This is a genomic window from Roseateles hydrophilus (genome assembly GCF_026712245.1).
Lineage (GTDB): Bacteria > Pseudomonadota > Gammaproteobacteria > Burkholderiales > Burkholderiaceae_C > Pelomonas > Pelomonas hydrophilus.
Window position 1 is genome coordinate 646,053 of sequence record NZ_JAPPUY010000002.1, and the last position, 11,964, is coordinate 658,016.

At 71.3% G+C, this 11,964-nt stretch carries 8 protein-coding genes; 6 read left to right on the forward strand and 2 right to left on the reverse strand.

Annotated features, from left to right (window positions below):
• Positions 1 to 7: 7 nt before the first annotated feature.
• Positions 8 to 1,462 carry a xylulokinase gene (gene xylB, locus NYO99_RS10100; RefSeq protein WP_268167058.1) on the reverse strand — a complete coding sequence of 485 codons (1,455 nt, stop codon included), beginning with the start codon at positions 1,460 to 1,462 and terminating at the stop codon, positions 8 to 10.
• Entirely contained in the window at positions 1,462 to 2,688 is a 1,227-nt protein-coding gene (locus NYO99_RS10105) for an ROK family transcriptional regulator (protein WP_268167059.1), read from the reverse strand. The genes xylB and NYO99_RS10105 overlap by 1 nt, the downstream gene beginning before the upstream one ends.
• 235 nt (positions 2,689 to 2,923) lie before the next feature.
• Here NYO99_RS10105 and yicI point away from each other — a divergent pair, with 235 nt between their 5' ends.
• The 6 genes from yicI (at position 2,924) to NYO99_RS10135 (ending at position 11,950) form a co-directional block, all read left to right on the forward strand.
• Complete coding sequence (gene yicI, locus NYO99_RS10110; protein WP_268167060.1) at positions 2,924 to 5,206, forward strand: alpha-xylosidase; 2,283 nt, start codon at positions 2,924 to 2,926, stop codon at positions 5,204 to 5,206.
• Between the two features lie 229 nt (positions 5,207 to 5,435).
• Positions 5,436 to 7,193, forward strand: a complete 1,758-nt coding sequence (locus NYO99_RS10115; RefSeq protein ID WP_268167061.1) for a glycoside hydrolase family 9 protein — start codon at positions 5,436 to 5,438, stop codon at positions 7,191 to 7,193.
• Positions 7,194 to 7,227: 34 nt separating this feature from the next.
• Positions 7,228 to 8,544: an MFS transporter gene (locus NYO99_RS10120; protein WP_268167062.1), complete on the forward strand. Its 1,317-nt coding sequence runs from the start codon at positions 7,228 to 7,230 to the stop codon at positions 8,542 to 8,544.
• A complete protein-coding gene (locus NYO99_RS10125; RefSeq protein WP_268167063.1) occupies positions 8,544 to 9,251 on the forward strand; it encodes a polysaccharide deacetylase family protein in 708 nt (235 codons plus the stop codon). Before NYO99_RS10120 ends, NYO99_RS10125 begins: the two co-directional genes overlap by 1 nt.
• A 27-nt stretch (positions 9,252 to 9,278) precedes the next feature.
• On the forward strand, positions 9,279 to 10,202 hold the full coding sequence (locus NYO99_RS10130; protein WP_268167064.1) for a hypothetical protein: 924 nt from the start codon (positions 9,279 to 9,281) through the stop codon (positions 10,200 to 10,202).
• Positions 10,203 to 10,348: 146 nt separating this feature from the next.
• Positions 10,349 to 11,950 carry a rhamnogalacturonan lyase B N-terminal domain-containing protein gene (locus tag NYO99_RS10135; protein WP_268167065.1) on the forward strand — a complete coding sequence of 534 codons (1,602 nt, stop codon included), beginning with the start codon at positions 10,349 to 10,351 and terminating at the stop codon, positions 11,948 to 11,950.
• The last annotated feature ends 14 nt before the right edge of the window (positions 11,951 to 11,964 follow it).

Consider the following 11,964-nt stretch of genomic DNA (forward strand, 5'->3'; position numbering starts at 1 on the left):
GGTCAGGTCATGCGCCGCGCAGGCGGGCGTACAGGTCACGGAAGCGCGCCAGGCGTGGGGCCAGGCGGGCATGGCGTTCGGGGTCGGGCGTGTGGCGGGCCGACAGCGCGGGGCGGGTGCAGACAGCCTCGACGCTGCCACCGGCCGCCAGCCAGCCCAGGCGGGCGGCGCCCAGCGCGCCACCCGCCTCGCTGCCGGCGTGCACGACGATGTCCACGTTCAGCGCATCGGCGATCAGCTGCGCCCAGTAGGGGCTGCGTGAGCCGCCGCCCACCAGCGAGAGCTGGCTCACCTCGGTGCCGGCCGCGCGCAGCGCGTCCAGCCCGTCGGCCAGGCCGAAGGCCACGCCTTCCAGCGCGGCATAGGTGCAGTCGGCGCGCGTGGTGGCGGCTTTCAGGCCGTGGAACACGCCGGGCGCGAAGGGGTCGTTGTGCGGCGTGCGCTCACCGGCCAGGTAGGGCAGGAAGAGGGGCGCGCGGTCGTTGACTGCGTTGTCATCGCGCGCCAGCTCGGCCAGCAGCGTGCTCTCGTGCTGGCCCACGAGCTGGCAGAACCAGCGCAGGCAGCTGGCGGCCGACAGCATGACGCTCATCTGGTGCCAGCGCTGGGGCAGCGCATGGCAGAAGGCATGCACGGCCGAGGCCGGGTTGGGCCGGTAGCGGTCGTTGACGACGAACAGCACGCCCGAGGTGCCCAGCGAGATGAAACCATCGCCCGGCGCCGTGGCGCCGATGCCGATGGCGCTGGCCGCGTTGTCACCGGCGCCGCCGGCCACGATGACGTCCGCGCCCAGGCCCCAGGCTTGTGCCAGCTCGGGGCACAGCACGCCGCTGGGTTCGCTGGCCTCCACGAGACGCGGCATGTGGGCGCGCGTGAGGCCGGTGGCGGCCAGCAGCTCGTCGGACCAGTCGCGCCGGGCGACGTCCAGCCACAGCGTGCCGGCCGCGTCGGACGGGTCGGACACCTTGTCGCCGGTCAGCTGCAGGCGCAGCCAGTCCTTGGGCAGCAGCACGCTGGCCACGCGCGCGAAGACGTCGGGCTCGTGCTTCTTCACCCACAGCAGCTTGGGCGCGGTGAAGCCGGGCATGGCGAGGTTGCCGGCGATGGCGTGCAGGGTCGGTGCGGCGGCTTCCAGCTCGGCGCATTCGGCATGGCAGCGGCCATCGTTCCACAGGATGGCCGGGCGCAGCACGGTGTCGGCCCCATCCAGCAGCACGGCGCCGTGCATCTGGCCCGACAGGCCGATGGCGCGCACCTGCGCGAACGCGTCCGGGTGCGCCGCGCGCAGCGTGGCCACGGCGGCCTGCGTGGCGGCCCACCAGTCGGCGGGCGCCTGCTCGGACCACAGCGGCTGCGGGTTGGCCAGCGTCAGCGTGCTGCCGGCGCTGCCGACAGTGCGGCCGCGGCCGTCCAGCAGCAGCAGCTTGACTTCCGAGGTGCCGAGATCAATGCCGAGATACATCAGAGGGCTTCCTCAGCCAGGGGCAGTCCCGTGTCTGCCAGCGGCAGGGCGGGGCGGGTGAGTCGGTAGCGGGCCAGCGCGGCCGCGCCCACCGCGACGGCGTTGGCGCCGAAGCGCGAGGTGCGCACGGTGGGCGGCGGCAGGCCGGCCGCGGCGGCGTAGTCGTTCAGCGCGTCCAGCGCGGGCCGCAGGAAGGGCTGGCCCAGCTCCACCACCGAGCCGCCCAGCACGATGCAGCCGGGGTCGTAGGCGGTGGCCAGGTTCTGCAGCAGTACGCCCAGGTAGCGGCCGGCGGAGGCCACGGCCTTCAGCGTCTCGGGGTCTTCGTCCACCAGGTGGGCGCGCACCTCGGCCAGCGAGCGCAGCACGGGCTCGCCGTCGCTGCCGCCGAGCATGGCGCGGGTGGCGATCAGCGCCTCGGCGCAGCCGCGCCGGCCGCAGGAGCAGCGCGGCCCGCCCAGCTGCAGCACCATGTGGCCCACCTCGCCGGCAAAGCCCCGGCTGCCGGTCAGCAGCCGGTCGCCGACGATGACGCCCGCGCCCAGGCCCTGATTGATGGAGACGTAGAGCAGCGGGTCGGAGCCGGGCGCGGGGTTGAACTCCATCTCGCCCAGGGCCGCGACGTCGGCCTCGTTCTGGATGAACAGCGGCACGCCGGCGAGCAGGCTGTCCTGCAGTTTGTCGGCCAGCAGCTCGCCGACGGCGACGTCGCGCCAACCCAGGTTGGGGGCGAAGTGCAGCACGCCGCGCGCCTCGTTCACACCGCCGGGCAGGCCTACGCCGATGCCGAGGATCTGCTGGCTGGCGTCCAGCTGCTTGCGCACCTTCAGCAGTGCGGTGGCCAGCGTGGCCATGCAGGCCTTGGCCGTGCGGCTGGCGCCGTAGTTGGCCGCCGCGCAGGCCAGCACCTCGCCGGTCAGCGAGGTGGCGACCACGCGCACGGACTCGATGCCCACCTCGGCGCCCAGCAGCAGCAGCCGGGCCGGGTCGACGAACAGCGGCGTGGGGCGGCGGCCCAGGTCGCCGGTGGCGACGACCTCGCGCTCCGCCAGCCAGCCCTCTGCCACCAGCTCGCGCACCAGCAGGCTGACGGTGGACTTGGTCAGACCCACGGCCCCGGCCAGGTCGGCCCGGGACAGGCCCGGGTTGGCACAGAGGTGCCGCACCAGCGCCATGCGATTGATGACCTTCAGCAGCTGCTGGCTGCCTGCGGTTTCGGGCTGCACGTGTTGTCTCCTGTGGTGCCTCGGGAGGCGAGGTGCTCCGAGGTTTTTGGCCATATTAGTTCGGCCGTCGCACGAAGTAAATTGGGTGAAAGCCCCTAGCGCGTCGGGCGGCGGTCGGCCGAAGATGCCGCCGGTGCCCGACGCGGTCGGGCCGGCCATCGCCCGTTGCGGGCGACGCGGCACACAACAGAGAGGCAGCGCCCCGCTGCCGATCGGAGACAACCAGGAACCCCTCATGAAGTTCACTGACGGACAGTGGATGCTTCAGCCGGGCGTCGCCGCGCACTACGCGGCCGAGGCCTATGCGGTGCAAGCCCACGCAGACCGACTTGTCGTGCTCGCCACGACCCGCCCCATCAAGCACCGTGGCGACACGCTGCAAGGCCCCACGCTGACCGTGACGCTGAGCTCGCCGCTGCCCGGCGTCATCCGCGTCAGCGTGGAGCACTACACCGCCTCCACGCCGCCGCGCCTGCACATTCCCATGGTCGGCGCGCAGGCCGCGCCGGTGCAGATCACCGAGACCGACACGCATGCGCGGCTGAGCTCGGGCGCGATCTCGGTGGAGGTCAAGAAGGGCGAGGGCTGGAACCTCGTCTTCCGCGAGGGCGATCGCATCCTCACCAAGAGCGACTGGCGCAGCCTGGGCTACATCCAGTGGGGCGACAAGGGCAACCACGTGCATGAGCAGCTCACGCTGGGCGTGGGCGAGAACGTCTACGGCCTGGGCGAGCGCTTCACGCCCTTCGTCAAGAACGGCCAGGTGGTGGAGAACACCAACAAGGACGGCGGCACCGCCTGCGAGCAGGTCTACAAGAGCGTGCCCTTCTACCTGACCAACCGTGGCTACGGCGTGTTGGTCAACGAGGCCGGCCCGGTGTCCTTCGAGGTCGGCTCGGAGAAGGTGGCCCGCGTGCAGTTCAGCCGCGAGGGCGAGAGCCTGGACTACTGCGTCATCGCCGGCCCCACGCCCAAGGATGTCGTGTCCCGGTTGACAGCGCTGACGGGCCGCGCCCCGCTGCCGCCGGCCTGGAGCTTCGGCCTGTGGCTGACGACCTCGTTCACGACGCAGTACGACGAGGCCACGGCCACGCACTTCATCGACGAGATGAAGCGCCGCGAGCTGCCGCTGTCGGTCTTCCACTTCGACTGCTTCTGGATGCGCGAGTTCCAGTGGTGCGACTTCGAGTGGGACCGCCGCGGCTTCCCCGAGCCCGAGGCCATGCTGCAGCGCCTGCATGCCAAGGGCCTGAAGATCAGCTTGTGGATCAACCCCTACGTGGCGCAGAAGTCACCGCTGTTCGCCGAAGGCGTGAAGCACGGCTACTTCATCAAGCGCACGAACGGTTTGACCTTCCAGACCGATCAGTGGCAGCCCGGCATGGCCATCGTGGACTTCACGAACCCCGCCGCCAAGGCCTGGTACCAGGGGCATCTGCGCCGCCTGCTGGCCACTGGCGCCGACTGCTTCAAGACCGACTTCGGCGAACGCATCCCGAGCGAGGGCGTGCAGTACTTTGACGGCTCCGACCCCGTCGAGATGCACAACCTCTACGCGCTCCAGTACAACGAGGCGGTGTTCGAGCTGCTGCAGGAAGTGCAGGGCAGCGATGCCATCGTGTTCGCGCGCTCCACCTACGCGTCGGGTCAGCGCTTCCCGGTGCACTGGGGCGGCGACTGCTGGAGCACGTTTGAATCGATGGCCGAGAGCCTGCGCGGCGGCCTGTCGCTCACCAGCTGCGGCTTCGCGTTCTGGAGCCACGACATCGGCGGCTTCGAGGGCAACCCGCCGCCGGCCGTCTACAAGCGCTGGATCCAGTTCGGCCTGATGTCCTCGCACAGCCGCCTGCACGGCAGCAGCTTCTACCGTGTGCCCTGGCTGGTGGACGAGGAGAGCTGCGACGTGCTGCGCGTGTTCACGCGCCTGAAGCACCAGCTCATGCCCTACCTCTACGCCAAGGCATTCGAGGCCACGCAGACCGGCGTGCCGCTGATGCGCGCCATGCTGTTGGAGCATCCGGACGACCCGGCCTGCGCGACGCTGGACCGCCAGTACCAGCTGGGCGAGAGCCTGCTGGTGGCGCCGGTGTTCACCGAGAGCGGCGAGGTGGAGGTCTACCTGCCCGCGGCCCAGGGCTCGGGCGTCTGGACCCACCTGCTCAGCGGTGAGAAGAAGGCCGGCGGCCGCTGGGTACGCGAGACGCATGGCTTCCTGAGCATGCCGCTGTACGCCGCGCCGGGCAGCGTCATCCCCTGGGGCGCCGAGACCGAGAAGCCCGACTACGACTACGCCCGTGGCACCGTGCTGCGCGTGTTCGAGTTGGCCGACGGCGCCAGTGCCGACTTCACGGTGGTGAGCCTGGATGGCCAGGTCGCGGCGCGTGGCCGCGTCAGCCGCGCCGGTGGCGAGTACCTCGCGCAGGTCAGCGAGGGTGCGCTGCACGACTGGGCGCTGGACGTCGACGGCCGCCGCAGCCCGGTGCTGGCCGAAGGCCGGGAGCTGCGCTGGGGCGCCTGACCCCGCGCATCGCGATGCCGGCCGGCCAGCGCAGACTGCGAGGGCCGGCCTTTTTTTCGTGCCGCTGGGCGCGGGGACGCCGAGCCTCGCCGCCAGGTCGCCCCGTCCTCCCGTGCTCAACCCGTCGCCATGGATGGATCACCCGTCAACACGCCGCGCACCTTTCTCGCGCCCTGGGCAATCACCCCAATGTCCAGCCGCTGACAACGTTGTCAAAATTTCGCTCGCCATGAAGAAATCCTCCCTCCGAGCTGCCCCGCTGCGGGCGTCCCTGATCGCCTGCGCGCTGGCCGCTGCCGCGGCCGGCACGGCCTCGCGGGCTGCCGCCGCCCAGCCGGGCGATGCCGCCGTCAACCAGCTGGGCTACCTGCCCGGCGCTGCCAAATGGGCCGTGCTGCCGGCGGCGGCCGGAGGCGAGTTCCGCGTCGTGCGGGCGGGCAGCGACAGCGTCGTGCTGCGCGGCGCCACCGGCCCGGCCCGGCGGTGGGCCATGTCCGGCACCGAGGTGCGCCTGGTTGACCTGTCCGCGCTGACCGCGCCGGGCGACTACGAGCTGCGCGCCGACGGCCAGGCCCCGGTGCGCCTGCGCGTGGCGCCCGACGCCTATGCCGCGCTGACGGCCGGGGTGCTCAAGGCCTTCTACTTCAACCGCGCCAGCATTTCGCTGGACGCTCGCCACGCCGGCCCCTGGGCCCGCCCGGCCGGCCACCCGGACACCGAGGTGCTGGTGCATGCGTCCGCCGCGAGCGCCCAGCGCCCCGAGGGCACGCGGCTGTCCGCGCCCAAGGGCTGGTACGACGCGGGCGACTACAACAAGTACATCGTCAACTCCAGCATCACCGTCTACACGCTGCTGGCGGCCTACGAGCAGTTCCCGGCGCTGTTCAAGGCGCAGCACCTCAACATCCCCGAGAGCGGCAATGCGCTGCCCGACGTGCTGGACGAGGTGCTGTGGAACCTGGACTGGATGCTGGCCATGCAGGACCCGGCGGACGGCGGTGTCTACAACAAGCTCACCAACCTGGGCTTCGACGGCAACGTGATGCCGCACCAGGCGGTGGGCCCGCGCTATGTGGTGGCCAAGGGCACGGCGGCGGCGCTGGACTTCGCCGCCGTGATGGCCCATGCGAGCCGGGTGTTCAAGCCGTTCGACGCACAACGGCCTGGGCTGTCGGCGCGCCTGCGTGATGCGGCCGTCGCCGCCTGGCAATGGGCGCGTGCGAATCCGCGCGTGGTGTTCAAGAACCCGCCCGATGTGCGCACCGGCGAGTACGGCGACGACAAGCTCGACGACGAGTTCGCCTGGGCCGCGGCCGAGCTCTTCCTCACCACCGGCGACGCTGCCTACCGCGACGCGCTGAAGCTGGAGGCGCAGCCCATCCGCGTGCCCAATTGGGGCGATGTGCTGGGCCTGGCCTGGATGAGCCTGGCCCAGCACCGTGACCAGCTCGCCAAGGCCGATGCCGAGCTCGTCACGCGCCGCGTCGGCGACTTCGGCCGCCAGCTCGCGGCCACCTGGCAGGGCTCGGCCTACCGGCTGACGATGGAGTCTGCCAACGACTTCGTCTGGGGCAGCAACTCGCAGGCGCTGAACCAGGCGCTGATGCTGATCCAGGCCTACCGCCTCGGCGGCGAGCGCGCGCAACTGGACGCAGCGCAGTCGGTACTGGACTACGTGCTGGGCCGCAACCCGCTGGGCATGAGCTATGTGACCGGCTTCGGCCAGCGTTCGCCGCTGCACCCGCACCACCGCCCGTCCGAGGCCGACGGCGTGGATGCGCCCGTGCCCGGCTTCCTGGTCGGCGGCCCCAACCCCGGCCAGCAGGATCAGCCGCACTGCCCCGTGCGTTATGCGTCCAAGCTGCCTGCGCTGTCCTACATCGACCACGGCTGCAGCTACGCCGCCAACGAGGTCGCGATCAACTGGAACGCACCGCTGGTGTACGTGTCGGCGGCGATCCAGGCGCTGACGCCGCCCTCACGCTGACCCGCCGGCGCAAAGAAAAAATACGGAGACCTTCATGACCACCCCCCAACGCCACCTGCTCACCTGGGTGCCCTCGCTCTACCTGGCCATGGGCTTGCCCAATGTGATGGTGGGCGTGGTCGCGGCCATCCTCTACAAGAACCTGGGCGTGTCCAACGAGGACATCGCGCTCTACACCTCGCAGCTCTACCTGCCGTGGGTGTTGAAGCCCTTGTGGGCGCCGCTGCTGGAGGTCTACCGCAGCAAGCGCTTCTGGGTCATCAGCATGGAGTTCACGATGGCCGCGGCACTGGGCCTCATCGCGCTGGTGCTGCCGGTGGCAGACTTCTTCAAGCTGTCGCTGGCCTTCTTCTGGATCGTCGGCTTCGCGTCCGCCACGCAGGACACGTGCGCCGATGGCGTGTTCATGACCACGGCCTCCAAGACCGACCAGGCCCGCTACGCCGGCCTGCAGGGCATGTGCTGGAACCTGGGCGCCGTGCTGGCCTCGGGCCTGCTGGTGTCGCTGACCGGCTACCTGCACAACCAGCTGGGCCTGTCCTGGGTGCAGTGCTGGATGGTGGTGGTGTCGCTGGCGGCGGCGCTGATGGCGGGCTTCGGCGTCTACCACTGGCGCGTGCTGCCGGCGGGCGCGCCCTCGCAGCTGCACGGCCAGGGACTGGCCGGCGGGCTGAAGGCCACGGCCGAGGCCTGGGTCACGTTCTTCCAGAAGCCGCAGATCTGGATGATGCTGGCCGTCATCTTCTTCTACCGCTTCGGCGAGGGCTTCATCGAGAAGTTCGGCCCGCTGTTCCTGCTGGACAGCACCGCGGCCGGCGGCCTGGCCCTGGACAACGAGGCGCTGGGCCACATCAACGGCACGGTGGGCACGCTGGCCTTCATCGCCGGGGCCTTCCTGGGCGGCTTCTTCGTCGCCCGCAAGACGCTGCCGCGCAGCTTCTTCACGCTGGCGCTCGTGCTCAACATCCCGCACGTCACCTACTTCTACCTGGCGCAGACGATGCCGACCGACACGGTCACCATCGCCGCCATCGTGGCCATCGAGAAGTTCGGCTTCGGCATGGGCTCGGTGGGCCACATGCTGTACATGATGCAGCAGATCGCGCCGGGCCCCTTCCGCATGGCCCACTACGCGATGGCCACAGGCGTCATGGCGCTCACCAAGTGGGGCACAGGCAGCGTCAGCGGCCTGCTGTGGAACTACGTGGGCCACAACTACCTGAGCTTCTTCGGCTGGGTGCTGGTGTTCTCCATCCCGCCGGTCATCCTGGCCTGGTTGGCACCGTTCCCGCATGACGGCGAGGCCACCGCGGCGGCCGACGGCCACGCGGCGCCAGCCGGAGCGCACTGATGAGCCTGCTGCTGGCCCTGGCGATGGCCGCCGCCGCACCCGCCTGTGCGCCCGACGCGCTGGGCACCGCCCGCACGCTGACGCTGCCTCGCACGGCCAGCGCCTGGGGCACGGCCCAGCATGCGGCGCTGCCCGGGCTGGCGCGCGGCGAGATCGTGCTGACCTTCGACGACGGCCCGCGCCCCGGCTCCACGCCGCGCGTGCTGCAGGCGCTGGCCGATCAGTGCGTGAAGGCCACCTTCTTCGTCAACGGCGAGCCGCTGCGCCAGCATGCCGAGCTTGCCCGCCAGGTGCGCGACGCCGGCCACACGCTGGGCATGCATGGCCACCGGCACGACAACTTTGCGCAGCTGCCCGCCGAGGCGCAGGGCAGCGACCTCAAGGCCATGCTGGCCGCTTACGTCGACGTGCTGGGCGAGCGCCCGGCGGCCTGGCGGTTCCCGTTCCTGGCCGAGTCGCCGCTGATGATGACGGCGCTCGCCCGGCTGGGCATCACGGTGATGTCGGTGGATGCCGGCGCCGAGGACTGGCTGCCCGCGCAGACGCCGCAGATGCTGGCCGCCAAGCTGCTGGGCCAGCTCGCCAAGACCGGCGGCGGCATCGTGCTGCTGCACGACGCGCAGGACCAGACCGCCGACGCGCTGCCCTTCCTGCTGCAGACGCTGAAGGCCGAGGGTTACCGGGTGGTGCATCTGCGCTGGGAGTGAGCCCGGTGGCGGCCACAATCGGTCGCCATGCGTCGATCCCCGGTGCTCCTGCTTGCCCTGCCTGCCGCGGTGCTGATCACCGCGGGCTGGCTGCTGTGGCAAGACCCGGCCCCGGCGCCAGCCGCCGCGCCAGCGGCAGCAGCTCCGCCGCCCAGCACGCCGCGTCTGCCGCTTGGCGCCGGGGCGCCTACGGGGGCGTCGGCGGCCGCGGCCTTGCCCGCGCCCGAGGGCTGCGCACCCAGCACGCTGCCGGCGCATGAGCAGGCCCTGGGCTGGCAGCGCGCGCTGGCCGTGCTGGCCAGCGGGTCGGGTGCGGACGTGGTGCTGGGCCTGCTGCTGCAGCCGCCGCCGGCTGAGGATGCACCGGCGCAGGCGCAGTGGTCGGCCCAGGTGCGCGACGCGGCGCTGCGCTCACAGGATGCGCTCGCCCTGCGCTGGGCCACTGCGGCCTGCCTGGGCGCGGCCTGCCGGCGCGAGCTGCTGCAGGCTCGGCTGCGGCTGGAGCCGGGCAACGCCGTGCACTGGGCCGCCTGGCTGGAGGAGGCCCCCGATGATGCCGACGCCGCCTGGCAGGGCCTGGCGGCGGCCGGCCACTGGCGCGAGCAGCCGCGGGCCTGGCTGACGCGGCTGGGCGCGGCACTGCCGGCGGCCTGGACGCCCGCGCAGCGCGAGGCCGTGCTGCGCAGCCTGCCGGCGCCAGCCTGGGCGGAGTCGCCCGCGCCGTCGGTGATGCTGGCCAATGCCTGCGGCCACTACGGCGCCGGCCATCCGGTGGGCGTGGCCTGCGCCCATGTTGTCACGCTGATGCTCACGCGCAGCGACGCGCCGCAGGCCTGGCAGCAGGGCGCCGCCCTGGCGCGCCAACTGGGCCGCGCCGACATCCCGCCGCCGCCCGCAGCGCCGGCCGCCGCAGCGATGCCGGCCTGCACGGCCTCGCAATCAAGTCGCTGAGTGATTGCGCCGACTCGGTAGCGCGCCCGAGGCGCCCCCGTGGACCGCTTCCTATGCTGCGCGCCGACCGCACCGGCTGCACAGGGGCGGCAACGCGCCGCGGCGATGACGCTGCCGGCGTGACCACAACGACTGGAGACACATCGATGAAGCACTTTTCGCGCGGGCGCCTGGCGGCGCTCGGCCTGGCGGCGGCCACCTGTACCTTCGCCTCCACCTCGGCGCTGGCCGCCTGGGGCATCACCGACGCCAGCGGCGTGCTGACCGTGGACACCGGCGCCGGCCTCGTGTTCAAGGTCAACAAGAGCAGCGGCGACATCACCTCCATCAAGCTCAACGGCGGCGCGGAGCTGCAAGGGCAGACCAAGTTCTCCCACATCAGCTCGGGCCTGGGCGCGCCGGCCACCTATGCGTTCTCGCCATCGGGTACCACGGCCGTCATCACCATCACGGCGTCCACGCTGAAGCACTACATCGTCGTGCGCCGCAACGAGAACACGCTGTACATGGCCACCCACATCACGGCCGAGCCGGCGGTGGGCGAGCTGCGCTGGATCACGCGGCTCAACGGCAGCGTGTTCACGGGCGTGCCGGTCGAGTCCAGCCTGCGCGGTACCACCGGCGCCATCGAGAGCAGCGACGTGTTCGGCAACAGCGACGGCACGACGCGCTCCAAGTACTACGGCAACCAGCGCGCCAAGGACATGACGATCCGCGGCGTGACCGGCTCGGGCGTGGGCGCCTTCATGGTCTACGGCAGCCGGGAGTCGGCCTCGGGCGGCCCGTTCTTCCGCGACATCCAGAACCAGAGCGGCACTGACACCGAGCTCTACAACTACATGAACTCGGGCCACAACCAGACCGAGGCGTTCCGCATGGGCCTGCACGGCCCCTATGCGCTGATGTTCACGACGGGGGCCACGCCGTCGGCGCCGGACATGAGCTGGATGTCCGGCCTGGGCCTGGACGGCTGGGTCGCTGGCCGCGGCAAGGTGGTGCTGAACGGCTTGAGCGGCATGGACACGGCCTATGCGTACACGGTGGGCTTTGCCAACGGCACGGCGCAGTACTGGGGCACCACGTCCGGCAGCGGCGCGGTGACGGTGGCCAACATGAAGCCCGGCACCTACACCATGACCGTCTACAAGGGCGAGCTGGGTGTCTACACCGAGCAGGTGTCGGTCAGCAGCGGCGGCACGACGACGCTGAACACGCGGGCCATCACGGCCGACCCGTCGGCGCAGGCCGTGCTCTGGCGCGTGGGCAACTGGGACGGCACGCCGCTGGAGTTCCTGAACGGCCAGACGCTCAACGTGCGCCATCCGTCCGACACCCGCAACCCGTCCTGGGGCCCGGTGACCTACGCGGTGGGCAGCGCCACCAACAAGTTCCCGGGTGCGATCTGGAAGGGCGTCAACAGCGGCACGCAGATCACCTTCAACCTGACCAGTGCCCAGCTGGCCGCGCGCACGGTGCGCATCGGCATCACGGCGGCCTATGCGAATGCGCGGCCGCAGATCAGCGTGAACGGCTGGACCTCGACGGTGCCCAGTGCGTCCACCCAGCCCGACTCGCGTTCGCTGACCATCGGCACCTACCGTGGCAACAACGCGACCTTCACGTTCAGCGTGCCGGCCAGCGCCTTCGTGGCCGGCAGCAACACGCTGACCATCAACGCCGCCTCGGGCAGCGGCAGCACCGCCTATCTCAGCGCCGGTTTCGCGGTGGACGCGGTGGACCTGCGCTGAAGGCCGGTCGGGCC

Excerpts from the sequence above, each read along its gene's own strand:
- NYO99_RS10130 (WP_268167064.1), top strand. The coding sequence starts at position 9,279 with ATGCGTCGATCCCCGGTGCTCCTGCTTGCCCTGCCTGCCGCGGTGCTG.
- NYO99_RS10120 (WP_268167062.1), top strand. The coding sequence starts at position 7,228 with ATGACCACCCCCCAACGCCACCTGCTCACCTGGGTGCCCTCGCTCTAC.
- NYO99_RS10115 (WP_268167061.1), top strand. The coding sequence starts at position 5,436 with ATGAAGAAATCCTCCCTCCGAGCTGCCCCGCTGCGGGCGTCCCTGATC.
- NYO99_RS10135 (WP_268167065.1), top strand. The coding sequence starts at position 10,349 with ATGAAGCACTTTTCGCGCGGGCGCCTGGCGGCGCTCGGCCTGGCGGCG.
- yicI (WP_268167060.1), top strand. The coding sequence starts at position 2,924 with ATGAAGTTCACTGACGGACAGTGGATGCTTCAGCCGGGCGTCGCCGCG.
- NYO99_RS10125 (WP_268167063.1), top strand. The coding sequence starts at position 8,544 with ATGAGCCTGCTGCTGGCCCTGGCGATGGCCGCCGCCGCACCCGCCTGT.
- xylB (WP_268167058.1), bottom strand. The coding sequence starts at position 1,462 with ATGTATCTCGGCATTGATCTCGGCACCTCGGAAGTCAAGCTGCTGCTG.